The organism is Streptomyces sp. NBC_00490, assembly GCF_036013645.1.
Taxonomy (GTDB): domain Bacteria; phylum Actinomycetota; class Actinomycetes; order Streptomycetales; family Streptomycetaceae; genus Streptomyces; species Streptomyces canus_F.
In genome coordinates this window covers 385,253-407,830 of record NZ_CP107869.1, presented here as the reverse complement: position 1 = coordinate 407,830, position 22,578 = coordinate 385,253, and the positions used below count along the sequence as shown (strand labels likewise).

General features: G+C 70.0%; 25 protein-coding genes. 15 read left to right on the top strand and 10 right to left on the bottom strand.

Annotation, left to right across the window (positions count from 1 at the left end; genetic code table 11):
- Positions 1-159: 159 nt before the first annotated feature.
- The 6 genes from OG381_RS01620 (at position 160) to OG381_RS01595 (ending at position 4,452) form a co-directional block, all read left to right on the top strand.
- The gene (locus OG381_RS01620) at positions 160-501 is read left to right on the top strand and encodes an ArsR/SmtB family transcription factor (RefSeq protein ID WP_327714253.1); all 342 of its coding nucleotides are present in this window, start codon (positions 160-162) and stop codon (positions 499-501) included.
- On the top strand, positions 498-2,231 hold the full coding sequence (locus OG381_RS01615) for a SulP family inorganic anion transporter (RefSeq protein WP_327714252.1): 1,734 nt from the start codon (positions 498-500) through the stop codon (positions 2,229-2,231). The genes OG381_RS01620 and OG381_RS01615 overlap by 4 nt, the downstream gene beginning before the upstream one ends.
- Entirely contained in the window at positions 2,228-2,635 is a 408-nt protein-coding gene (locus OG381_RS01610; RefSeq protein ID WP_327714251.1) for a pyridoxamine 5'-phosphate oxidase family protein, read from the top strand. The genes OG381_RS01615 and OG381_RS01610 overlap by 4 nt, the downstream gene beginning before the upstream one ends.
- Positions 2,635-3,060: an ATP-binding protein gene (locus OG381_RS01605; protein WP_327714250.1), complete on the top strand. Its 426-nt coding sequence runs from the start codon at positions 2,635-2,637 to the stop codon at positions 3,058-3,060. The genes OG381_RS01610 and OG381_RS01605 overlap by 1 nt, the downstream gene beginning before the upstream one ends.
- A gap of 46 nt (positions 3,061-3,106) precedes the next feature.
- Positions 3,107-3,520, top strand: coding sequence for an anti-sigma factor antagonist (locus OG381_RS01600; RefSeq protein ID WP_327714249.1), 414 nt, complete (start codon positions 3,107-3,109; stop codon positions 3,518-3,520).
- Between the two features lie 581 nt (positions 3,521-4,101).
- Positions 4,102-4,452, top strand: a complete 351-nt coding sequence (locus OG381_RS01595) for an ArsR/SmtB family transcription factor (protein ID WP_327714248.1) — start codon at positions 4,102-4,104, stop codon at positions 4,450-4,452.
- A gap of 381 nt (positions 4,453-4,833) precedes the next feature.
- Here the strand turns inward: OG381_RS01595 and OG381_RS01590 are convergent, their stop codons facing one another.
- The 4 genes from OG381_RS01590 to OG381_RS01575 are packed head-to-tail and all read right to left on the bottom strand — an operon-like array spanning position 4,834 to position 6,056.
- The gene (locus OG381_RS01590) at positions 4,834-5,019 is read right to left on the bottom strand and encodes a DUF6126 family protein (protein WP_327714247.1); all 186 of its coding nucleotides are present in this window, start codon (positions 5,017-5,019) and stop codon (positions 4,834-4,836) included.
- Between the two features lie 31 nt (positions 5,020-5,050).
- On the bottom strand, positions 5,051-5,476 hold the full coding sequence (locus OG381_RS01585) for an ATP-binding protein (protein WP_327714246.1): 426 nt from the start codon (positions 5,474-5,476) through the stop codon (positions 5,051-5,053).
- Between the two features lie 53 nt (positions 5,477-5,529).
- Entirely contained in the window at positions 5,530-5,868 is a 339-nt protein-coding gene (locus OG381_RS01580; RefSeq protein ID WP_327714245.1) for an ArsR/SmtB family transcription factor, read from the bottom strand.
- 5 nt (positions 5,869-5,873) lie between these two features.
- A complete protein-coding gene (locus OG381_RS01575) occupies positions 5,874-6,056 on the bottom strand; it encodes a hypothetical protein (RefSeq protein ID WP_327714244.1) in 183 nt (60 codons plus the stop codon).
- Between OG381_RS01575 and OG381_RS49540 the strand changes: the two genes are divergently transcribed.
- Positions 6,047-6,364 (top strand): MerR family transcriptional regulator, encoded by a 318-nt coding sequence (locus OG381_RS49540; protein ID WP_443062020.1) that lies wholly within the window; start codon positions 6,047-6,049, stop codon positions 6,362-6,364. The two genes, OG381_RS01575 and OG381_RS49540, sit on opposite strands and share 10 nt — an antisense overlap.
- A gap of 261 nt (positions 6,365-6,625) precedes the next feature.
- Positions 6,626-7,477 (top strand): slipin family protein, encoded by an 852-nt coding sequence (locus OG381_RS01565; RefSeq protein ID WP_327714243.1) that lies wholly within the window; start codon positions 6,626-6,628, stop codon positions 7,475-7,477.
- A 454-nt stretch (positions 7,478-7,931) separates the two neighbouring features.
- Here the strand turns inward: OG381_RS01565 and OG381_RS01560 are convergent, their stop codons facing one another.
- Positions 7,932-8,336, bottom strand: a complete 405-nt coding sequence (locus OG381_RS01560; protein WP_327714242.1) for a DUF302 domain-containing protein — start codon at positions 8,334-8,336, stop codon at positions 7,932-7,934.
- 119 nt (positions 8,337-8,455) lie between these two features.
- Here OG381_RS01560 and OG381_RS01555 point away from each other — a divergent pair, with 119 nt between their 5' ends.
- The 3 genes from OG381_RS01555 to OG381_RS01545 all read left to right on the top strand — a co-directional run bounded on the left by OG381_RS01555 (position 8,456) and on the right by OG381_RS01545 (position 11,032).
- Positions 8,456-9,823 carry an MBL fold metallo-hydrolase gene (locus tag OG381_RS01555; RefSeq protein ID WP_327714240.1) on the top strand — a complete coding sequence of 456 codons (1,368 nt, stop codon included), beginning with the start codon at positions 8,456-8,458 and terminating at the stop codon, positions 9,821-9,823.
- Between the two features lie 79 nt (positions 9,824-9,902).
- Positions 9,903-10,289, top strand: coding sequence for a rhodanese-like domain-containing protein (locus tag OG381_RS01550; RefSeq protein WP_327714239.1), 387 nt, complete (start codon positions 9,903-9,905; stop codon positions 10,287-10,289).
- A complete protein-coding gene (locus OG381_RS01545; protein WP_327714238.1) occupies positions 10,286-11,032 on the top strand; it encodes a sulfite exporter TauE/SafE family protein in 747 nt (248 codons plus the stop codon). The genes OG381_RS01550 and OG381_RS01545 overlap by 4 nt, the downstream gene beginning before the upstream one ends.
- A 164-nt stretch (positions 11,033-11,196) precedes the next feature.
- Here OG381_RS01545 and OG381_RS01540 read toward each other — a convergent pair whose 3' ends face one another.
- Positions 11,197-11,484: a metal-sensitive transcriptional regulator gene (locus OG381_RS01540; protein ID WP_327714237.1), complete on the bottom strand. Its 288-nt coding sequence runs from the start codon at positions 11,482-11,484 to the stop codon at positions 11,197-11,199.
- 96 nt (positions 11,485-11,580) lie between these two features.
- On the opposite strand from OG381_RS01540, the gene OG381_RS01535 reads away from it, so the two are divergent.
- Positions 11,581-12,168, top strand: coding sequence for a rhodanese-like domain-containing protein (locus tag OG381_RS01535; RefSeq protein ID WP_327714236.1), 588 nt, complete (start codon positions 11,581-11,583; stop codon positions 12,166-12,168).
- Between the two features lie 555 nt (positions 12,169-12,723).
- Here the strand turns inward: OG381_RS01535 and OG381_RS01530 are convergent.
- Positions 12,724-13,188, bottom strand: a complete 465-nt coding sequence (locus OG381_RS01530) for an FMN-binding protein (protein WP_327714235.1) — start codon at positions 13,186-13,188, stop codon at positions 12,724-12,726.
- A gap of 7 nt (positions 13,189-13,195) precedes the next feature.
- On the bottom strand, positions 13,196-14,557 hold the full coding sequence (locus OG381_RS01525) for a ferredoxin reductase family protein (protein WP_327714234.1): 1,362 nt from the start codon (positions 14,555-14,557) through the stop codon (positions 13,196-13,198).
- A gap of 218 nt (positions 14,558-14,775) precedes the next feature.
- Between OG381_RS01525 and OG381_RS01520 the strand changes: the two genes are divergently transcribed.
- From OG381_RS01520 to OG381_RS01510, 3 genes are all read left to right on the top strand, one after another.
- On the top strand, positions 14,776-15,525 hold the full coding sequence (locus OG381_RS01520) for a response regulator transcription factor (protein ID WP_327714233.1): 750 nt from the start codon (positions 14,776-14,778) through the stop codon (positions 15,523-15,525).
- Positions 15,522-17,006 carry a sensor histidine kinase gene (locus tag OG381_RS01515; protein ID WP_327714232.1) on the top strand — a complete coding sequence of 495 codons (1,485 nt, stop codon included), beginning with the start codon at positions 15,522-15,524 and terminating at the stop codon, positions 17,004-17,006. The genes OG381_RS01520 and OG381_RS01515 overlap by 4 nt, the downstream gene beginning before the upstream one ends.
- A gap of 2,155 nt (positions 17,007-19,161) precedes the next feature.
- Positions 19,162-20,982 carry a stealth family protein gene (locus OG381_RS01510; RefSeq protein ID WP_443061855.1) on the top strand — a complete coding sequence of 607 codons (1,821 nt, stop codon included), beginning with the start codon at positions 19,162-19,164 and terminating at the stop codon, positions 20,980-20,982.
- Between the two features lie 300 nt (positions 20,983-21,282).
- Here the strand turns inward: OG381_RS01510 and OG381_RS01505 are convergent, their stop codons facing one another.
- Entirely contained in the window at positions 21,283-21,549 is a 267-nt protein-coding gene (locus OG381_RS01505) for a hypothetical protein (protein WP_327714230.1), read from the bottom strand.
- Between the two features lie 593 nt (positions 21,550-22,142).
- Positions 22,143-22,568: a hypothetical protein gene (locus OG381_RS01500; RefSeq protein WP_327722769.1), complete on the bottom strand. Its 426-nt coding sequence runs from the start codon at positions 22,566-22,568 to the stop codon at positions 22,143-22,145.
- Positions 22,569-22,578: the final 10 nt, after the last annotated feature.

Below are 22,578 nucleotides of genomic sequence, written 5' to 3'. Positions count from 1 at the left end.
CTGACCCGCTGGCCCCGTTCGCTGAGCAAACTGGCAGCGATCGGATGCTGAATTGCTAAATTTCGCAATTGGTTAGATGCTGTGTTTGCTGTGTGTGCAGGTAGTCGCGGGCGCAGCCTTTGCGCCCCGGGTGGGGCGCTGCCGGGGAATCGAGGAGTCGTGTCCGTTCCGCTGTACCAGGCCAAGGCCGAGTTCTTCCGGATGCTGGGGCATCCCGTGCGGATACGGGTGCTGGAGCTGCTGCAGGACGGGCCTATGCCGGTGCGGGCCCTGCTGACCGAGATCGAGGTGGAGCCCTCCGGGCTGTCGCAGCAGCTGGCGGTGTTGCGTCGCTCGGGCATCGTCACCTCCCGCCGCGACGGGGCGACGGTGGTGTACGCGCTTGCCGGCGGGGATGTTGCCGACCTGATGCAGGCCGCGCGCCGGATCCTGACCGAGATGCTGGCCGGGCGGAACGATCTGCTGGCCGAGCTGCGAGATGGCGAGGTGGCAGCGCCATGAGGATCTTGTTCGGCCGGGCCAGGGCCCGGCTCACCGCGCTGCTGCCCGGCCGTAGGGACGTGGTGGACATGCGCCGTGGCCCGCGCCGTGACCTGCTGGCCGGCCTTACGGTGGCCATCGTCGCGCTGCCGCTCGCACTCGGCTTCGGGGTCTCCTCCGGGCTCGGCGCGCAGGCGGGGCTGGCGACCGCCGTAGTCGCGGGCGCGCTGGCCGCGATCTTTGGCGGGTCGAATCTGCAGGTGTCCGGACCGACCGGTGCGATGACGGTGGTACTGGTGCCGATCGTCGCCCAGCACGGCCCGTCCGGTGTTCTCACGGTCGGGCTGATGGCGGGCGGGATCCTCGTCGCGCTCGCCGTCCTGAAGGCCGGGAAGTACATGCAGTACGTGCCCGCGCCGGTCGTCGAGGGCTTCACCCTCGGCATCGCCTGCGTGATCGGCCTGCAGCAGATCCCGAACGCCCTGGGGGTGTCCAGACCGGAGGGCGACCGCGTCCTCGTGGTGACCTGGCGTGCCCTGGACGAATTCGCCCACCGCCCGAACTGGACCGCCCTTGCCCTGGCCGTGGCCGTGGCCGCCGTCATGCTCATCGGCGCCCGCTGGCGGCCCACCATCCCGTTCTCCATCCTCGCGGTGATCGCGGCCACCGTTGTGACGCAGGTCGCTGGCCTGACCTCAGCGAAACCGATCGGCGACCTGCCCTCCGGGCTGCCTGCACCCTCGCTCGCCTTCCTCGACCTCGGCTCACTCGGCACCTTGATCGCCCCGGCCGTGGCGGTCGCCGCCCTGGCCGCGCTGGAATCCCTGCTGTCGGCCGCGGTCGCCGACGGGATGACGGTCGGCCAACAGCACGATCCAGACCGGGAGCTGTTCGGCCAGGGCCTGGCCAACATCGCGGCCCCACTGTTCGGCGGGGTCCCGGCGACCGGCGCGATCGCCCGTACCGCGGTCAACGTCCGCACCGGCGCGGGCTCCCGGCTTGCCGCGCTCACCCACGCCGCGATCCTCGCCGTGATCGTCTTCGCCGCTGCGCCCCTCGTTTCCAAGATCCCGCTTGCGGCACTCGCTGGCGTGCTGCTGGCCACGGCGATCCGCATGGTCGAGGTCGGCTCGCTGCGGGCGATGGTGAAGGCCACCCGCTCGGACGCCCTGATCCTTGTGCTGACCGCCGTCGCAACCCTCGCGCTCGATCTCGTCTACGCGGTGATCATCGGCCTGATAGTGGCGGGCGCGCTCGCCCTGCGCGCCGTGGCCAAGGAGGCACGCCTCGAGGAGATCCCCCTTGACCGCGGCGACCACAGCGTTGAGGAGCATGCCCTGCTCGCCGAGCACATCGTCGCCTATCGCATCGACGGCCCGCTGTTCTTCGCCGCCGCCCACCGCTTCCTGCTCGAACTGGCCGAGGTCGCCGACGTCCGCGTCGTCATTCTGCGCATGTCCCGGGTCACCACCATCGACGCCACCGGTGCCCTGGTCCTCAAAGACGCGGTGGAGAAACTGGCCCGGCGCGGCATCGTGGTCATGACCTCCGGCATACGACCCGGCCAGCGCCAGGTTCTGGAGTCGGTCGGCGCGCTGGAGCTGTTGCGCCTGCAGGGACGCGAGTTCGCCACCACGCCCGAAGCCATCCAGGGCGCCCGCGCCCACCTGGAGAGCGCCGGTGTGATGCGGCCCGTGCCTGCCCAAACATCCCGGCCCGTCAGCGCGGAGACAGAGGAAACCGTCGGATGAGTATCCCGCCTGCATCGCTGCGCATGGCCGACGTCTCCGGGGCCGAGGCCCTCTGGTTGCTGGAGGGCAGCTCGTTGGGACGTCTGGTGTACGCCCGGCGGGACCTGACCACCATCCGGCCCGGCCGGCACACATGGGAGTACGGCCGCCTGGTCGTGCGCACGCCCGCCCCGGCAGCCGCGGTCCCCCTTGCGGCGACCTACCACGTGGACGAGATCCGCGCGGTGGCCGGCACCGGCTGGAGCGTCACCGTCACCGGGCCGGTCGATGTGATCACCGACCCGGAGGAGGCGGCATACTACCGGCGCACGCTCGCCGGCTGGAGTCACGGCCCGCACGACACCTTGCTGCGGCTGCACCCCACGACGATGAGCGGATTTCGTCTCGTTCGCGTGGAGGCCTGATGAGCGCCCACCTCGCGGCCCTGCCCTACCGGCATGTGCTGACGCTGCCCGCGATGCCGTCCGCGGTCCGGACCGCCCGGGAGACCGCCGAGCTGGCCCTGAAGGAATGGGGTATCAGCCCCCGCCATCCCGCCATCGGCCCGGCCCTGCTGATCCTGAGCGAGTTGGTCACCAACAGCATCCGGCACGCTGTGGCGCTCTCCCCGCAGATGACGGTCATCTTCGCGGCGAGCGAGGACTGCCTCGCATTCGCCGTGCATGACCGCCACCCCTACCAGCCGCCGCTGTACGGCGCGGCCACCGGCACCGGAAGGGGCGGTCTGGCCACCGTCATGGAACTCACCCTTGGCCTGGGCGGCACCGCGGTCGTCAGGGGTGATGCCGACGGCAAGGGCAAGAGCATCTGGATCACCCTCCCCCTGTGACCCCTCCCTCCAACCGACAGGCCCATGTGGAAGGACATTGACGACCATGACCATCGAGTGGCGCTACACCGTCGAGCAGGACCTCGGCATCCTGTCCGTCGCCGGATTCCTGGGCCCGGATGCCGTACGCCGCTTCAGTGGTGCCGTCGGCTGGGTGGTGGGACGCGGGAGCGGTCCGGTCATCGTCGATCTAACCGGACTGCGCGGCTGGTCGACCGAGGGGCGGCTGGCGATCACCGAGGCTGCCCAACACCTCGCCGCAGCGGGACGGAGCCTGGAACTGGCCGCGATCCCCGCGGACGGCACCGCCGTCTCCGACCGGGGCAGTCCGCCCATTCCCGTCCACGCCGACCTGCCGCACGCACTCGCAGCCCACAGCACACGCCACGGCGAGCGACCGGATGACCGCAACGAGTGGCGCACGCCTGGATGGCCATCCGTGGTCGACGCCGGCGAGTGAGTCCGCTGGGTCCAGCCGGGGCGAAGGCGCCGTCGCTGTCCCGCACCGGGTCGATTGGACAGGCGGCCTCCGAGGCAAGGCGGTTCGCTCCGGCAGGCCCCCACTGGAAGCGCATCCCGCTGCCGGATCGGACGGACCGGCAGTGGGTGCCTTACGCCTTCATGGAATTGTGCGTCGAGGTCAATGCCGGTCGCTTGTCCGACGCGGACCTGACCGTCTGGCTACCGAAAGACAGCTTCAGCATCCGGGCCTCGCCGCACTGCGGGCACTGTCCGTCCGGGCCGACGGCCCTGGGGCGGCATTTGAGGCGGCAGGCCGGGCACTTCAACCAGGCAACGGACCCGCCACGCAGTGGAACGGCTCTCATGCAAGTCTGCTCACCGCACGTATGGAGTTGCTAATATTAGCAATTGTTGAGATCGGTACCGCTGGTTTCAGGCGGATCGGTTCTCCCGCGCAAATTCGGCGTGGCCGCCGCCGCAGGCGAGGATGGTCCGCATGGGTTTGACGAGTGGGTGGACGCGATGTGCCGAGCACGGGCCGGCAGGGCCCTATGGATCAGCCGGAGAGGGGACGGCACGGTGAGTACGCCGCTGTACCAACTGAAGGCTGAGTTTTTCAAAACCCTCGGCCACCCCGCGCGCATCCGGGTCCTGGAATTGCTGAGCGAGCGCGAGCATGCGGTCGCGGAGATGCTGCCAGAGGTCGGGATCGAGGCGGCCCATCTGTCCCAGCAGCTCGCGGTGTTGCGACGGGCGAACCTGGTGGTGACCCGTAAGGAGGGCTCGGCCGTGTACTACTCACTAACCAGCCCACACATCGCCGAACTGCTCCGCGTCGCCCGCACCATCCTCTCTGGCGTACTCGCCGGCCAGGCCGAACTGCTCGCCGATCTGCAGGCCGCCCAGCCGCAGGGAAGGCCGTCGTCGTAACGACGGCCCACGATCAACGGCCGATTCGTGGCCCGGCGGTTGACAGAGCTCCCGGTGCCGGGCGGCCGCCTCCGCCCCGAGTACCGCAACTCCGGTCGCTCGATGGCGTGCTGGACGCCTGCGGACGAGGTGTCACGCCACGGAAGGGGCATGGGCCGACTGCGCGGGGCCTGCGACACCGTGCCGATGACCGAACCTGCCCCGGCCAAACCGGAGGGCGAGCAGCCGCAGGCGGCCCAGCGGTTCGGCGACTCGGTACAAGTCGCCACGTGCACACCCTGCACCGGCTGCGAGAGCGAGATCGCGCAATGTGGCTTCGAGCCGACCGACGAGGAGGCCGCTGGGGCCAGGGGCAGGGGAGCATGGAACCTCTGTGCCCAACTACTTCTGCGCGTGCTCGCCCAGGTAGAAGAGCAGCCATACGAACCCGGCGAACAGATGGGTGCCGAAGATGTAGAAGCCGGCCCGGATCGCGACACCACGCTCGATCTGCCACTCGCGGTCCTTGCGTTTGTCCTTGTGTCCTGTGTTCTCCGGCTGTTCGGCCGTACCTGCTTCATCACTCACGATGCCGACTCCTTGTCCTGTGTCTCCGCGTTCACGTGGCCTGCGACGGCATGCGGAACCGGACGAGGACCACCTTGCTGTCATGGTCGCGAGCCGGTTCCGCGTCGATGTCACCGTCGTACTGCGCAGCCGGCTCGGCCACCAGCTGCAGTCCCGCCCTCATGGCATCCGGCGCCAGGTTGGGCAGGCGTGGCTCGGCGTCGGCGACACTGACGACCACTTGGCCCGCCCCGACGGTCATGCCCACGACGTCGACCGGGGACCGCGGCGCGTGCCGGAGCACGTTCACGACCAGTTCGCTGACCACCAGCTGCACCGCGTCGGCGAACGCGGAGCCAGGCGCGACGCCGACCTCACCGAAGCGTGCGGCCACCGCCTCCCGGGCTTGCCGCACCGCGTCCCGCCCCACCGCTACCGAGACGACGTGGCCCTGAACCGGCGACGGCACATTCCCCATGTCCGCAGCGGGCCGACCCCGGCGCCACGGCGGCCGGAAGGAACGCCCGCCCATCACCGCACCGGCTGCGCTGCCCGCAGCTCGTCCAGCAGTTCCTGGCGGCCCGTCAGCAGTACGGACAGGATCCGGCGCGCCGCTGCCAGCAGCTCAGCCACATCCCCGCCCGCCAGTTCGTACACCACGGTCGAGCCGCTGCGGGTGGCGGTCACGATGCCGGAGCGGCGCAATACCGCCAGCTGCTGCGACAGGTTCGATGCCTCGACCTCGATGGCGGCCAGAAGGTCACGCACCGGCTTCGGCCCATCCTGCAGCAGCTCCAGCACCCTTATCCGCACCGGATGGCCGAGCATACGGAAGAAGTCCGCCTTCGCCTGGTACAGCGGAACCGGCATGCCGTTCACCCCTTGTCCGACTGGTCCACGTCGACGTCGAGCCCATGCCGGCGGGCGAACCGCACCGCGTCGTCCAGCTCGTCCTGCGCCGCCGCAACCTCATACGGGTCCTGGGCTGCCACCGCGGCCGCGAGCCCGGCTCGGGCCGCCTGGACCCGCTCCAGCAATGCCTCGATAGCTGCGCCCACCCCAGCCTCCGTACCGTGGATCACCTGTTGACCACCGCAACTTACGAATTGAAGAACTCTTCAATTATAGGGCGACCGCTCGTGCGCTGCAGCGCTATGAGCAGGCCGGGCTGATCTCCTCGGAGCGTGCTGTGAACGGCTACCGCGTCTATGACGAGCGGGCCCTGGTGCGGGTCCGCAACATCCGCTACCTGCTGGCCGCCGGGCTCGCCCTGGCGGACCTCGGCGGCACCCTCACCCTCGTTCCACACCGTCCCACCGGTACCACTCTGGAGTGGACCGTCCCTCTTCTCGCCGACAACGGCTGAGCCGTCCGCGGGTATATCCCGGCACGTAGGGGACCGTTCGGCCCAAGCGGCGGACGTGCGCGGCAAGCGATGCTGGAGACACGGCGGGCCCACGGTCCGCATCGCGTTTCCGTGCCCCGCTCATGCGGCGGCGCGGCTCTTACGACGGTCCGAGCACATGGAGAGCGTGCCGGTGCCCGGTGGATCGCGCGCCGCCGTGTTCATCCCCCGCCCCGGGACCTCGCGCGAGACCGGCGTGGTTCTCATCCTGAGGAGCAGCACATGGAAGCACTGATCTTCCTTCTGGTCATCGTCGGTGTTCTTGCCGTCGTGACACTTGCGATGGCCGTGAAAATCGTCAAGCAGTACGAGCGAGGAGTGCTGTTCCGCTTCGGACGGCTGAAGGGAACCCGGGATCCAGGGCTGCGCTTCATCATCCCGTTCGTCGACGTCCTGCACCGGGTGTCACTGCGGATCGTCACCATGCCCATCCAGTCCCAGGGCATCATCACCCGGGACAACGTGAGCGTGGACGTGTCCGCGGTCGCCTATTTCCGGGTGACCGACGCGGTGAAGTCGGTCATCGCCATCGAGAACGTCCATGCGGCGATCAACCAGATCGCCCAGACCACACTGCGCAAGGTCGTCGGCCAGCACACCCTTGACGAGACGCTCTCCGAGACCGACCGCATCAACCTGGGCATCCGCGAGACCCTAGACGTCAGCACCGTCGAATGGGGCGTGGAGGTCACGCTGGTCGAGCTCAAGGACATCCAGTTGCCCGACAGCATGAAGCGCGCCATGGCCCGCCAGGCCGAGGCCGAGCGGGAGAAGCGAGCGAAGATCATCAACGCGGAGGGCGAGTCGCTGGCCGCCGCCGCGCTCGGGGACGCCTCGGACACGATGATGGCCCACCCGCTGGCCCTGCAACTGCGTAATCTGCAGAGCCTGGTGGAGATCGCTGTCGACAAGAACAGCACGGTGGTCTTCCCCGCACCGCTGATGAGTACGATCGGCGAACTCGGCACCTTCCTGGCCCGGGAGACGGCGGCGGCCGCCGCACCGGCGCTGCCCGCCGATCTCGCCACGACGATCCCCAGCCCTGTGCCGAACGGCGTGCCCGGGTCCGCGTGAGCGTCGTACACCGGACCTGTTCGAAGGGGCCGCTCGGTTACGCGCCACGGCCCCTTCGCACCCACGGTGCGTCGGTCGTCTTCTCTCGTCGGGGCAGTCCTCGGCATGCTCGTGTATCCGGACTTCCAGGCCCTTTGGCGGTCATCGCGGGCGGCCAGGCGTTCTCCGTGGCCGCAACTACCTCGCGGGTGCCGTGACCGGCCCCAGCCTTGTGATGGGCTCGGCTGGTGTGGATGGAGTCAGCGCCGTTCGGTGCGCGGAACGTGAGGGCCGTGGACGCCGGGGACTGCTCTGCTGCCGCTCCGGCTGGGACCGCACAGCCGGTCGCCGAGCGCGTCGTGCGGCTGTGCACTGACGCGTCGCACGCGGGTCAGTCCAGCGGGAGCTCGTGTCCATGGGGTTCGTGGGCGTCGGGCCGGCTGCCCGCATCCGGCGGCAGGCACGGGCTCTGAGGTCAGGTGGTCACGTCCGTCGTGGTGAGGGAGGTCAGGGCGGCGTCGAGGCGCTGGGTGGCCTCTTCGGCGACCGGACGGAGGGCGTCGAGTTCGGTGAGGGCGACCATCGTGTTCGGTGCCAGGGCCTGTACGACGGTGCCGGCGCCGTCGGAGCGGACGACCACGTTGCACGGCAGCAGCAGGCCGATGGAGCGGTCCACTTCCAGGGCGCGGTGGGCCAGGGTCGGGTTGCAGGCGCCCAGGATCACGTAGTCCTCCATGTCGTGATCGAGCTTCGCCTTGAGCGTGGCGGTGACGTCGATCTCGGTGAGGATGCCGAAGCCCTGCTCGACGAGGGCTTCGCGGACCCGGTCCACGGTGATGGCGAAGTCGGTGTCGAGGTGCACGGTGCGGTCGTAGCGCATGGTGTGGCCTTTCTCGTTCCTGCGGGCTTTCCTCGTCCTTGAAAATACCCCCGGGGGTACTCATGTTACCGTCGAACGCATACCCCCAGGGGTAATTCTTCACTGGAAGGGAGTACCTCGTGTTCTTCGTCGACACGATCGAGGTGCCGGGTCTCGGAAACCGGAGCTATCTCGCGGGCGGCGGGCAAACGGCAGTGGCGGTCGACCCGCCCCGCGACGTCGACCAGGTGATCGCGGCGGCCGCCCGGCGCGGGGTGCGGATATCCCATGTCGTCGAGACGCACATCCACAACGACTACGTCACCGGCGGGCTGGAGCTTGCGCGGGTCGTCGGCGCCGCGTATCTCGTCCCCGCCGGCGCGCGAGTCTCATTCGAGCGCGTACCGGTGCACGACGGCGACCGCGCGGAGGTCGACGCCGACGCCGGGCTGACCTTGCGTGCCCTGGCCACACCCGGTCACACCCCGCACCACACCTCTTACGCACTGGAGGAGAACGGCACGGCGGTCGCAGTGTTCACCGGCGGTTCGCTGCTCATCGGCACCGTCGGCCGCCCCGACCTCGTCGAACCGCGGCTGACCGAGCACCTCGCACGGGCCCAGCACGCCTCCGCGCACCGGCTGGCCGCCGAACTGCCCCAGGAGACGGCGGTGTTGCCCACACACGGCTTCGGCAGCTTCTGCTCCTCCGCTCAGACAGAGGGCAGCGACACGACCATCGGCAAGGAGAAAGCCTCCAATGAGGCCCTCACCCGGGACGTGGACGACTTCGTCGCCGACCTCCTGGCCGGCCTGGACGACATCCCCGCCTACTACACGCACATGGGCCCTGCCAACGCCGCCGGCCCGAAGCCCGTCGATCTGACCCCGCCCGTCCTCGCGGACGCCGAGGAGATCGCCGCCCGGCTGGCCGCGGGGGAGTGGGTGGTCGACCTGCGCAACCGTGTCGCCTTCGCCGCCGGGCACGTCTCCGGCTCCTTCAACTTCGAGGCCGAAGGCCAGCTCGCCACCTATCTGGCCTGGCTGATTCCGTGGGGTAAGCCGCTCACGCTGCTCGCCGAGTCGCCCGGCCAACTGGCCGCCGCTCAGCGCGAGCTGGTCCGGGTGGGCATCGACCGTCCGGCCGCCGCGGTGACCGGCGGGCCGAAGGACTGGGTGCCCGAGGGCGCCGTACCGGCCGCCTTCCGCCGCGCGACCTTTGCCGACCTCGCCGGTCGGCTCCCGGCAGAGGGCGTCGTCGTCCTGGACGTCCGGCGGGATTCTGAGCGGGCCGGCGGGCATGTCGAGGGCTCGGTCCACATCCCGCTTCACGCCCTGCACCGCCGCATCGAAGAGGTCCCCGCCGGTGAGGTGTGGGTGCACTGCGCGGGCGGCATGCGCGCCGCCATCGCCGCCTCCTTGCTCGACGCCGCCGGCCGTGCCGTCGTCGCCGTGGACGACTCCTTCGACGCGGCTGAGAAGGCAGGACTCACCGTGCGCAACCCCTGACGGTGCCGGACGCCGCAAAGGCCCGGCCGATCTGGCCAACCGACACGGGAAACACGGGAAACAGGAGCGAGAAACCAGGATGAGCATCATCCGACGAAGCCGGGGCGGCGCGGGCCGCGTGACCACCCAGGAAGCGGCCGCACGCACCGGCCACGGCAGCACCGCAGCCGACGGCGACGCCGTGCTGCTCGATGTCCGCGAACCACACGAATGGCAGGCGGGACATGCCCCCCGAGCCGTGCACCTGCCCCTGTCCGCGCTGGTCGCGGGAGCCGGGCTGCCCGCGAACGCGCAGGCACGGTCCCTGATCGTGATCTGCCGCTCGGGCAATCGCTCCCAGCAGGCCGCTGAGATACTCGTCGCCCGCGGCGCGGAGGCCGTGGACGTGATCGGCGGCATGAAGGACTGGGCGGGTGCGGGGCTGCCGGTGGTGGATGCTCACGGCCGCAGCGGCGTCGTCGCGTGAGTGCTCTCCTTCTCGCCCTGATTGCCGGGGCCGTCATCGGCCTGGCGCTCGGCGCGCTCGGGGGCGGGGGCAGTGTGCTGGCCGTCCCCGCCCTCATCTACCTGCTCGACTTCACCCCGGTCGCGGCCACCACGGCGAGCCTGGTCATCGTCGCCGTCACCTCGGCCACCGCGATGTCGGCGCACGCCCGCGACGGGCACGTCCGCTGGCGCACGGGGCTGCTGTTCGCGGCGGCCGGGACAGGCCCGGCGATGCTCGGTAGCGCGCTCGCCGGACGCATTCCGGCGGCCGCGCTGACAGCGGCCTTCGCGGTGGTGGCCGGTGCGGCCGCGCTCCGCATGCTACGGACCCGCCCGCACGCGGACACCGTCGTGCCGGTACGGCCGGGCCGGGCCGCGGCCGCGGGTGCCGGGCTGGGCGCGGTCACCGGCGTCCTTGGCGTCGGTGGTGGTTTCCTCGCCGTACCGGCTCTGGTGAGCGTGCTCGGCATGCGGATGCGGAACGCGGTGGGCACCAGCCTGCTGGTCATCACCGTCAACTCGATGGCTGCGCTGATGACGCGCGCCGGTACGGTCGAGGAGCTGGACTGGGCGGTTGTCGGCCCGTTCGTCGGAGCCGCGGTCCTCGGTGCCTGGGACGGGAAACGGCTGGCCACGAAGCTCTCCGCGCACGCACTGCAGCGGATCTTCGCCCTGTCGCTGGTGGCCGTGGCGGCCTTCATGCTGATCGATGCCGCCCTGTGACGGCCGCCGCGACGCGAACTCTCAGCGGATGTCTTTCGTGGGTGCCCCCCGGCTTCAGCCGGGGGAGACCTCAACGCAGCACTCCGGGCGGGCAATCGGCGACGAAGCAGAAAACCCCGCGGCGCGAGCTGTGGGAATCCTCCCCGTTCACGAGGAGGGGGAAGTCAAGCCAGGGACAGGAACAGCTTCTCCAGCCGGGCGCGCATCTGCTGGGCGTCCTCGCCGTTATTGCGGCCGGCTTCGATGTCGGTCAGGCACTGCTGCATGCCGGTCGCGATGATCGCGAAACCGGCGCGGTCCAGTGCGCGGGAGGCCGCGGCGAGCTGCGTGACGACGTCCTCGCAGTCCCGTCCCTCCTCGATCATCCGGATCACGCCGGAGATCTGCCCCTGCGCCCGGCGCAGCCGGTTCAGCACGGACTTCAGGTCCGCACCCTCAAGCTCCAGTTCCACGATCACTCCTAAAAATACCCCTAGGGGTACATTACGTGGTGGTTCGGGACGGCGTCGACCAACAAAAAATCTCAACCATTAAGGATCACACCTGCCATGCCCAGCTCACCCACCCCCGTCGCCCTCGCCACCGATCAGGCCCTCACCCGGCTCCATGAACTGACCGTCATCGACGTGCGCAGCCCCGCCGAGTACGCCTCCGGCCATCTGCCCGGTGCCCTGAACATCCCGCTCGGCCGCATCCGGCGGGCGCTGCCGGAGATTCGGCACGCCGCCGAGCGCGGTGACGTCCTCGTGGTGTGCGCCTCCGGCGCGCGCTCCGAGAGTGCCTGCAAGCTGCTGGCGGAGCAGGGTGTCATCACCGCCACGCTCGTTGGCGGCACCGGCGCCTGGGCCGCCGAGGGGCATGACCTGCAGACGCCGGCCGCCTGCGACACGCGGGCGGGCTGGAGTATGGAACGCCAGGTCCGTTGCACCGCCGGAAGTCTGGTCCTGCTCGGTCTCCTTTTGGGCCTGCTCGTGCACCCGGCCTTCCAGCTCCTTGCTGTGGGCGTCGCGGGTGGCCTGGTGTTCTCCGCCCTCACGAACACGTGTGGCATGGCGGTTGTGCTCGGCACGCTGCCCCACAACCGCCCGCGCGCGGCCGACCTGGACACCACGCTCGCCGCTCTGCGCAACCGCTGAGTGGCGCGGTCCGAGCCTCCAGCGGAGACTCCGCGGGTGACTTGGCGTCAGTTCGTTCCCGCCGAGCCCGCGGGCTGCCGGCGTACGTCCTCCATGTCTAGGGCCCGGAATGTGCCTGTGAGATCCTCCTGCGGCTGGCAGCGCGCCCGGCTGTGAGTACAGGACGTCCGGTCGCGGACGGTTATGAGCGTGGGGACGGACGGGTTCTCCGGCAGGCCACCGGCGCCGCGCTGCTCGCCGCCCACCGGGCCGGTGCAGCCGTCCCGGGCTGGAGCGTCGCAGCAGGTGACGGACCGGCTGAACGCCGCGGGGCGATGAGGTCTCGCTGCGGGCCTGGAGTGAAGGCCTGCAGGTGAGGGAGATTGCCTGCGTGGACTGGGAAGATCCAGCGTGCGAGGGAGCGTCGGCATTGGTCTATGTCTCGGAGCGTGAGCTCGACTGGCGGCTCGGCATGCGGCCCTCTGTCACCCGGCTCGGTATGCCAGTCGCCATGAAGGCTCCGCTGCAGACCGAGATGCCGCGAAGCGCGGTCCCGGTCGACGGCGGAGGCAGGCGTCAGCGGCTCGCGGAGTCGAGCGCCGACTGGAGCGACTGGCGGTAGCCCTCGCTGGTGTACGTGGCGCCGGAGACGGTGTCGATGTCGGCGCTCTGGGCGCTGAGTGCCTCTCTGGTCAGCTGCGGGATGGCGTAGGCGTTGATCTGCTGGTCCCGCGGGTTCTCCTGAGGGTAGGTGAGCGCGGTGACGTCGGTGACTCTCCCGTTCTTCAGGGTGACGCGGACCTGGACGGGGCCGTAGCGGGTCTGGACCGAGGCTCCTGTGCGGGTCCCGGTGCCCGTGGCCGAGCCGCTCGAGCCGCTTGTTCCGCTCGAACTGCTGGACGGCGCGGGAACGGTGGCCACCCCGGCGACAGCCGGCGTGGTGTGCGGCTTCAGCGAGAGCAGCAGAACCATCCCGGAGACGGTCGCGGCACCCGCCAGCACGATGCGGCGCAGCGGACGGTTCTTCCTCAACGTGTGCAAGACGGCCTCACAGCTCGAAGGACTCGTGGTGGATACGGCGGTCCGGAACCCCGGCGGTGCGCAGCGCCTCGTACAGGTCCCGTGCGAACCCGTGCGGGCCGCACAGGTACACGTCGTGGGCATCCAGGTCGGGTACCGCCGCGCGCAGGGAGGGTCCCGTGAGGTCGGGGCGCTGGCCGTACGGCCCGTTGAGCGCGTACAGCACCTTCGCCCCACGCCACCGTGCGACGGCCTCCAGCTCGCCGCCCAGGGCGAGGTCCTCGGCCGCGTGGGCGCGGTAGAGGAGGGTGACGTCGCCGGGCGCACCGGGCAGCGTCTCGAACAGGGCCCGCAGCGGTGTGATGCCGACACCGCCCGCGATCAGCAGTGACTTGTGCGAGGTCTGCCGCTCGGCGGTCAGTGCTCCGTAGGGGCCTTCCGCCCACGCGCGGGTGCCTGGCCGCAGCAGGGCGACGGCCGAACTGTGGTCACCGAGCGCCTTGACGGTGATGCGCAGCAGGTCCGGACGCGGCGGCGCCGACAGGGAATACGGCGTGGAGGTCCAGCGCATGCCCTCGGTGAGGAACCGCCAGCGCAGGTACTGCCCCGGCCGCGCGCCCATCTCGTGCAGCCGCCGGCCACGGATGACGACGGAGTACACACCTGGCGCCTCCTGGCGCACGGAGTCGACCCGCAGCCGGTGACGCACGTTGAGCCGTACCGGAGCGAGGATCCGGAACCACGCCACCAGGGCAGCGGCGCCCAGATACAGCGCATACCAGGCGGCCCGCGCCGGCCCGTTGGCGGTGAAGTCGGATCCCAGGGCGAGCTGGTGGCCGAAGGAGAGGAAGACCGCGGCGTAGGTGAGCAGGTGCACGTAGTACCAGAACTCATGGCTGACCCGACGGCGCACCGCGCGGGCGGAGACGAGCCCGACCGCGAGCAGGATGACCGTACCGGCGGTGGCCTTGAGCATCTCGGGGTAGTCCAGGACCACGGTGAGCGTCTCGTCCAGGACCGAGGAGCCGTCCTGGACGGCGTACCCGAGAAGTATCAGCACGACGTGGGCGACCAACAGACAGATCGTGTAGCGGCCCGCCATCGCGTGCCAGCGCGCCACCCGGTCCGACCCGATCCGCCGCTCCAGGAGCGGGACACGGGCCATCAGAGCGACGAGGATGGCGCAGGCGTACCCGCTCAGCAGTCCCGCGATCCGTCCGGCCCCGGTCAGCCAGCCGGCGGCGCCCACGACCGACCCCGTGTCGTGCCACCACAGGGCGATCACGGCGGCGGCCCCTCCCCACAGGACGGCGAGCACGGGGCCCGCGGCGGAGCGCCGTGGCGCGGCAGGCGCGGGGGCGGCCCTTCGTTGTGCGTATGCCGTCGTCATCCGTGGGTCCCTTCGGCTGTCCGTACGACCGTCGGCCGTGCGGGACGCCACTGTGCCGACGCAACCTCTGAGCCCGCTCTCAGCGCGTGGCCTGCGGCGCGGCCCCGCAGCAGGTGGACAGGGTGACCCGGTGGTCCGGCCGCACGGCGGACTCAGAGCGAACTCAGAGGTCCGGGGAGCGGCCCCCAGCGCGGCGAAGCGGCATTCTGGTACGTGAGATGAACACCCACCGCCCCCGTGGCTCCACCCGCCCCGCTCTGACCCGGACCGACGGCGCCCCGCTCCGGGTCCTCGTCGTCGACGACGACCCCGACCTCGCGGAGGTCCTCTCCGGCGCCCTGCGGTACGAGGGCTGGGAGGTCCGCTCGGCGGGCGACGGTGTCTCGGCCGTCGCCGCGGCACGCGAACTGCTGCCCGACGCCGTCGTCCTCGACGTGATGCTCCCGGACACCGACGGCTTCGCCGTGCTGCGCTCGCTGCACGCCGTGCGGCCCGATGTGTGTGTGCTGTTCCTGACCGCACGGGACGCCGTCGAGGACCGCATCGCGGGCATCACCGCGGGCGGCGACGACTACGTGACGAAGCCGTTCAGCCTGGAGGAGGTCGTCGCCCGCCTGCGCGGTCTGCTGCGCCGCGCAGGCATGGCCCGCCAGACGGAGGACGGTCCGCGGCTGACCGTCGGCGATCTCGTCATGGACGAGGAGGCTCGCGAGGTCACCCGCGGCGGCGAACTGATCGAGCTGTCCCCGACGGAGTTCGAGCTCCTGCACCTGCTGATGCGCAATCCGCGACGCGTCCTGAGCAAGGCGCAGATCCTCGACCGCGTGTGGTCCTACGACTTCGGCGGGCAGGCCCATGTCGTCGAGCTGTACATCTCCTACCTGCGCAAGAAGGTGGATGCCGGCCGCCCACCCATGATCCACACGGTGCGGGGCGTCGGATATGTGCTCAAGCCGGTGACCCGGTGAGGCCACGTCGCCGGCTGCCCCCTCTGCCGCACCTGCACACGCTGCGGGCGCGGCTCACCGCCGGCCTGGTCGTGCTGCTCGCGGTCAGCTGCGCGGCCGTCGGGGTGGCGGCGGTGGTGGAGCTGAACGGCTTTCTCACCGGCCGTCTCGACCAGCAGCTGCGGGAGGCGGGGGTGCGCTTCCCGGCGAGCCTGGAGCACGGCGGGACGCTGCCGTCCGACCACGACGGAGACGAGGGCCCCGACGGTGACACCCGCCGCCAGGCCGTCGGAACCTTCGGCGCCCGGCTGGTCGGCGACACGGTCACCAACGCCGCGGTGGTGCCGTCCGGCAGCCGTACGGGCACGGTGACCGTATCGCTCGGCGCCCGGGACAGATGGCAGCTCGCACAAGTACCGGCCGACGGCAAGGGACACACAACGGACCTCTCCTCGCTGGGCGACTACCGCATGATGGCGACCCGCGGCAGGGACGGCGACGTCCTGATCACCGGGCTGCCCATGGAGTCCGTGGAGGCCACCGTCCACCGGCTGGAACTGGTCGCCGCCATCGTCTTCGGCGCGGCGCTTGCCGTCACCGGCGTCGCGGGAGCGCTGTGGGTGCGGTGGTCGCTGCGCCCGCTCAGCAGCGTGGCCGCGACCGCCACCCGGGTCAGTGAACTACCGCTCTCCAGTGGCGAGGTGGCCCTTCCGCCGCGCGCGCCCGAGAGCGACCCGCGCAGCGAGGTGGGACGCGTCGCCAGCGCCTTCAACACGATGCTCGGCCACGTCGAGGACGCGCTGACCAAACGGCACGCGAGCGAGGAACGGCTGCGCAGTTTCGCCGCCGACGCCAGCCACGAACTGCGCACACCCGTGGCGTCGATCCGCGGTCACGCGGAACTGGCCCTGCTGCACCCGGACCCGGTGCCGCAGAAGGTCGTACGGGCCCTGGAGCGCATCGAGGCCGAGGCCGACCGGATGGGTGAGGTGGTCGACGACCTGCTGCTCCTCGCCCGCCTCGACGCCGGCCGCCCGCTGGAACGCCGCCCCGTCGACCTCACCCGTCTCGTCTTGGACGCCGTGACGGACGTGCAGGCCGCGGGCCCCGGACACCGCTGGACGCTGGAACTGCCCGAGGAGCCCGTGACGGTGCCGGGCGACGCCCACCGGCTGCACCAGGTACTGGCCAACCTCCTCGCCAACGCCCGTCTGCACACGCCCGTCGGGAGCACGGTGACCATCTCCCTGCGGACCGATGCCGATGTGGCGGCACTGAAGGTCCACGACGACGGACCGGGCGTTGCCGAGGACATTCGGCCCAAGGTCTTCGAACGCTTCACCCACGGGGACCGGCGCCGCACCGAGGGCGCGGGCACCGGAACCGGTCTCGGCCTGTCCATCGTGGCGGCGGTGGCGGAGGCCCACGGCGGAAGCGTCGTACTCGAAAGCGACCCCGGATCGACCACGTTCACCGTCCGGCTCCCCACCGGGGAAGAATGACGGAAAGCCGCTGCACCCTCCGGATATTTGCCCCCAGGAGAGCGCCACAGAAGCAGAGAGACCCCAAGCCACGTCACTACAGCAACGAGCTGCGCCAGCATCCCGCCCTGCTTGCCCTGCGACGGTTGCCCGACGAGAGAGGGCAGGCCCACGCCCACTTCGGTCTCGCCCCCGCGCACATCCGGCTGCTCGAACTCGACGACGCCCACCGCCACCTCGGCCAGGACCCCGATCTCTACGGCCGCATCGACGACTGGGTCGGCCAGGGCCACACCGCACCACGATCGCCATGGCGTAGCGCCGGGAGTACCGTTACGGACCCGGATCCGAAGACCACCTCATACACGCACTTGAGGATTTCCGGGCCGCCGACCACCGGGCCGGACAGGCGAAGATCTTGAACAACCTCGGCTGGTACCACGCCATACGCGGCGACCGTACAGCCCTCACCCACTGCCGGCAGGCCCTGGACCTGCTCAAGTGCACCACCGGCCGCGAAGGCAAGACAGCACCTGGGACACCAACGGCCACGCACACCATCAACTCAGCAGCACCACCAAGCTGCCGACTGCTACCGCCAGGATCCTGGAGCTCTACCGGGACCTCGGTGAACGCTTCGGCTATGCCGAAACCCTCACCCACCTCGGCGATCCCCACCACACCGCCGCCTTCCGCGATACGGCGGCACTGCCGCAACTGTGCGACACCCCCTCGCCGGTTGTGAGGATGCCTTCCACGACGACGTGGCCTCGCTGGCCGCCCGCCTGACGACGTGACCCGCGCGTGTACGAACGGCAGCGCGTCTGACGGGAAGGGCCTCCAACCGCTTCTCGCGGTTCCTGATTACGCGGTGCGCACCCCCCCAGCTGCTCCTCCGCGTCTCTGTACGGGGCCCTCCCCGTCGCCTTCACTGCACCACTCCCGTGCCCAGTTCCACGAGGGCCGTGCGGCCCTGATGACAGTGCTTTCTGCTGCTTGACCGCAGCCGTCCGGTGGTGGCCGATGTAACGCAATCCGCTACCCGGCCGGGACTCTTCGGAGGGACGGGGACGGGGAGGCGGTAACGCGGATCACGCGATGAGACACGACACAAGGCCCCTGTCGGCTTCAGGATGGCCCCGGCCGGGCCTCTCGCGTACTTCTCCCTCGTCCGATCATTGAAGTAGGCGTGGGCGTCGAGCACGTCACCACCGGGGTTCCCCCGCCCTGTGGGATCGGCGCCCACGCCCAGGGGAGCGGCCTTGAGGAGAGGACGTGGCCGCGAGTGGGTCGTCGGCCACGCGCCACGCGCCGCGCACATCGGGCGGCCGCGGCACGCTCCCCGGCCCCACCGCTCCGGCCGAGCCCGTTTACGCCCACAGGGGCCCTCGGCCGAGACGCCCGATCGTCACGGGAGGCGTCGAGAGTTTCCATGACACGCGGTCCATGGCCCGGATGCCGACGACGTGCATGGACTTCATCTGCACCATGACGGCGCGAAGGCGCCCCGTGGTGCGGCGGCGTGCTCAGGCGACCGATCTCGGCTACGGGGTACGCGCGGAAGACGCGGGTGCTGGTGGGCGGGCCCTCAAACCGGGCGGGCAGTCGCAGGAGACATCGGCCAACAGCAGTCCATGCCCGGCCCGACGACACGTTCCTGTGCCAGAGCGGGACCGCGTTTCGTGCGGCACGCGCACTCACGAGGGAAGGAACTATCGACCTGGTAGACGGGGCAACCCCATCAGCGGTGCGGGTCGGGACGTGAGTGGCAAGAGGCGATCGACTGCTACTGCATGGCGTGATGCGGAAGCAGGGGCCGGCTGGAGCCATTGCGCGCCCGTTTCTGGCCAGCGGGCTGGCCGTCAGCGAGCTGAGCGAAGCCTGCGGGTCGGCGACGTCGTAGTTTCCGAGCGGCTGATGCCCGGAGCGTCCTCGCGCTATGACCATTGCTCGCACAACACACAGCACGTCCACCACGATGTGCCAGCTGACGGCGCAGACGCCGCAGGCATCGCGCGAAGAACGGGCTCGTCCCAGATCTGGACGCCGACGATCCGAAGGGCCCCTGTGACATGCCCCGTTCGGCCTCGGATCGAGGACCCCCAGGCCCCTGTGTGAGTGCACGCGCAGGCGGGACATTGGTCAGGAACCCATGTGACGGAGGGGGGCAGAACCCATGGCTGCTGCCACGCCCCAGGGGCGTAGGTCGTCTTCGGCCGTGGCTGTATCAGGGCTCGCGGTCCGCCGCGGCTTTGAGGATTCCGCGCTGCTGCGCCTGTACCGGCGCGCCGTGCCCGGTCGCATCAGGCGGGCCGTCGTGGCCCGGACGTCCGTCGCGGCCCGCGCCCGGATGAAGCGGCAGGTGGCAGTGGTACCGCTTGCACGGCACCTGCTGGGCACGGTGCGGGCGACCTGGCTGCGACGCGCACGGCCCAGGCTGAGCGAGGGCGCTGACCGGGAGGTGCGACTGGTGCGGGACGTCCCCAAGGTGGTCATCGTGCAGAGCGACGTGTCACCCCTCGCCGCCCGCAACGCCAACGCGGCATCGGTATGCCAGGCGTTCGAGCAGGCGGGCATCGACTATTTCCGGGTCCGCGGCCGCAGCAACACTGCGGCGGCCGTCGCGGTCTGTGCCGACGACCGCAGGGCCGTGGTGCGCGCCTTGCAGCGGGCCTGCCGGGAGCGGCCCGGTTACGTCTGCTCGCTGGACACGCGATGGCAGGAACGGCGTTCCACCAGGCCGGGGTTCACACACGGTTCCTGGCGATGGCTCTCCTTCGCCGACACCATCCGCGTGACGTGGTACCACAGTGACCCGCGAGGGCAGCTGACGCTGGGCCCCAAATACGGCTGCGACGTGGAGTTCTGGACCGGGGAAGGGGACCTGCTCCGCGCCCCGCGGCCCAACCGCAAGGCCGACCAGGTGCGGCGCAACGACTTGGCGGTGTACGCCTCCGACTCGCTGTTCACGTGGCTCACACCCGCCGGAACCGTACCGCCGAGAGTGCGCACCCGTCGGGAGTTCGCCCGCCCGGCACCCGACGACATCCGCTTCCCCGTGGACGTCGTATACACATGGGTCGACGGCTGTGACCCGCAGTGGCTGAGCCGCCGATCGGCGTGTACCGGGCCGGGTTACCACGACGAAGCCGCGAACGCGGCCCGCTACCTCAACCGTGACGAACTGCGCTACTCCCTGCGTTCCCTCCATCTGTACGCGCCCTGGGTACGCACCGTCTACCTGGTCACGGACGAGCAAACACCGTCATGGCTGGAGGCGGGCGTGCCTGGTCTCCGCGTCGTCAGCCACAAGGAGATCTTCAGTGACCCCCGCCTGCTGCCCACCTTCAACTCCCATGCCATTGAGAGCCAGTTGCACCACATCGACGGTCTGTCCGAGCACTTCCTGTACTTCAACGACGACGTGTTCCTCGGCAGGCCGACGACCCCGCAGGACTTCTTTCTCGCCAACGGCCTGACCAAGTTCTTTCCCTCGACGGTCCTCATCCCGTCGGGTCCGCCCTGTGCGGACGACGTGCCCGTTGCGGCAGCGGGCAAGAACAACCGCGCTCTGATCGAGGCGACCTTCGGCACAGTGATCAACCAGAAGATGAAGCACACCCCGCACGCACTGCGGCGCAGCGTCCTGTACGAGATCGAGGAAAGATTCCCCATGCAGCACCACGCCACCGCGAGTCACCGGTTGCGCAGCCCCGACGACCTGTCGATCGTTTCGTCCCTGCACCACTACTACGCCTTCCACACCGCCCGCGCGGTGCCGGGCCGCCTGCGCTACACCTACCTCGACCTCACCCACCCCGCTCTTGCAGCCCGTCTGGGTACCCTGCTCGCCCGGCGGGACCGCCTCGTCTTCTGTCTGAACGACACGGTCTCCGGTGAACATGACCTGCCCGCTCAGCAGGCTGAGCTGACGTCGTTCCTTGAGGCGTACTTCCCCGTCCCGGGCCCGTACGAAGACCGGCACGACGTTCGGTGAGGTCTCGCGGCTCCGGGGCTGATCAATCAAGATCATCGGTAGTCACGTGGTTGGGACGAACGCGGTCGACTGCGGCAGACCGGAGAGCTATCCCAAGGCGTAGGCACGGGCGCAACGCCGGGTCCGGATCCGTTTCGTACGACGTAGTCCATGGGCTGGTCCAACCAGGTCTGGAGCAGCAAAGTCCCACTGCGGTATTGCTTCGGCACCAGGCGATCAATGCTGGCGCCCTGCGAGGTGGCGTTGCAGTTCGAGATGGCGGAACTGATACACCGCTCCCACCTGTCGTAGCACGCCTCGCTACTCGTGGGCATCGGCCAGGAAACGCATGAGACGCCAGGGCACACGCCCCAGTAGCGCCAAGGCGATCCGAGCTACCAGGAACTCCAGCCACACAGACCGTATGAGTCCGAGGATGAGCCCGACCACGAGCCCCGACGCGAGACCGAACGGAAGTCCGAACGTGACCGCAACCGCGAGCCCCATCTTGTTCCCTCCGTTCCCGAGATCAAGCACAAGTCCGAGCGCAAGTGCGCCAGCGAGGCCGCCCGCGAGCGTCGTGGTCAAGAACGTGCGCCGGTCCCGAGCCAGGACCGCATAGGGTGCCACCGCCTTGTCCAGGTCGGGGGTACCGACCTGAGCCCGCCCATCAGACCACCCGCGAGCCCCGCCGCAAGCCCGACGGGGAGCCCATTCGCGAGCCCGGCGGTGAGCCCGGCGGTGAGCCCGAACAGTAGCCCGAAAGTAAGCCCGGCAGTCAGCCCGGTCACAAGCCAGGATGTCCCTCTCCAGCTCCAGCGGAGCCCTGCACTGGGGCTTCTATCTCTTCCGAAAGAGGTCATACATGCTGCCACTAGTGCGCACGGGAGCTCGAAGAGGAGACCGAACCAGAACCCGGGACGTGTGAAACCGATCTTGAGCCCGACCCTGTCTCCGCCGCCTGCCGTGTAGATCGGCCCGAAGTCGAGCACGTTTGCGATCCCGAACCCGAAGCCGAACGAGAACTCGAACACGCGCCAGGCTGCGAGTCCCACCGCGAACGCGGACCGGCGTCTGGGGAGAGCTTTACGGAGGTGCCACCAGGCGAGGTTGGGCGTGCCGCTGAGGCCGTGCTGCAGGTGGCCGGCGAGAAAGGTGAGGGTGGCTCGGCCTGCTGGGCGCTAAAGGGCGGGGACGGGGGGCAGCGATGGGGGACGGTAGGCAGAGGCGCTGAAGGCGGCGAACAGGTGGGTGTCGATGTCCTCACGGGTGGGGAAGCAGGCTTCGTCGAGGAGTTCGTCGGGATGGCCGAGGCCGGCCAGGTCCTCGTCGGGGCGGGGGTTGCAAATGGTACGGGCCAGGAACAGCCCGAGCGGGGTGCTGAGCGCTTGAGCTGCGGGGGTACCAGTGCCCAGCGAAGCAGTGACCCGGCTCCAGCGGGCCGCGGCTGCAGTACCGGAGCCACCGGTGTCGCGCTCCAGGTAGGCAGCCGCCTTCGCGGGGTCCAGCGGAAGAAGGCGGATGCCTGCAGCTCCGTTCAGGAGGATGCTCGTACCCGCTGGTGGGGTCAGCGCGTGGCGGTACTCGGCGGTGCGGCTGGAGAGCACCAGAGGTTGC

What these genes read in the sequence shown, in the direction of transcription:
- OG381_RS01525 (WP_327714234.1), bottom strand. Translation starts at nt 14,557, where the DNA reads ATGACGACGGCATACGCACAACGAAGGGCCGCCCCCGCGCCTGCCGCG.
- OG381_RS01535 (WP_327714236.1), top strand. Translation starts at nt 11,581, where the DNA reads ATGCCCAGCTCACCCACCCCCGTCGCCCTCGCCACCGATCAGGCCCTC.
- OG381_RS01510 (WP_443061855.1), top strand. Translation starts at nt 19,162, where the DNA reads ATGGCTGCTGCCACGCCCCAGGGGCGTAGGTCGTCTTCGGCCGTGGCT.
- OG381_RS01565 (WP_327714243.1), top strand. Translation starts at nt 6,626, where the DNA reads ATGGAAGCACTGATCTTCCTTCTGGTCATCGTCGGTGTTCTTGCCGTC.
- OG381_RS01580 (WP_327714245.1), bottom strand. Translation starts at nt 5,868, where the DNA reads ATGCCGGTTCCGCTGTACCAGGCGAAGGCGGACTTCTTCCGTATGCTC.
- OG381_RS01605 (WP_327714250.1), top strand. Translation starts at nt 2,635, where the DNA reads ATGAGCGCCCACCTCGCGGCCCTGCCCTACCGGCATGTGCTGACGCTG.
- OG381_RS01600 (WP_327714249.1), top strand. Translation starts at nt 3,107, where the DNA reads ATGACCATCGAGTGGCGCTACACCGTCGAGCAGGACCTCGGCATCCTG.
- OG381_RS01585 (WP_327714246.1), bottom strand. Translation starts at nt 5,476, where the DNA reads ATGGGGAATGTGCCGTCGCCGGTTCAGGGCCACGTCGTCTCGGTAGCG.
- OG381_RS01520 (WP_327714233.1), top strand. Translation starts at nt 14,776, where the DNA reads ATGAACACCCACCGCCCCCGTGGCTCCACCCGCCCCGCTCTGACCCGG.
- OG381_RS01550 (WP_327714239.1), top strand. Translation starts at nt 9,903, where the DNA reads ATGAGCATCATCCGACGAAGCCGGGGCGGCGCGGGCCGCGTGACCACC.
- OG381_RS01615 (WP_327714252.1), top strand. Translation starts at nt 498, where the DNA reads ATGAGGATCTTGTTCGGCCGGGCCAGGGCCCGGCTCACCGCGCTGCTG.
- OG381_RS01560 (WP_327714242.1), bottom strand. Translation starts at nt 8,336, where the DNA reads ATGCGCTACGACCGCACCGTGCACCTCGACACCGACTTCGCCATCACC.
- OG381_RS01610 (WP_327714251.1), top strand. Translation starts at nt 2,228, where the DNA reads ATGAGTATCCCGCCTGCATCGCTGCGCATGGCCGACGTCTCCGGGGCC.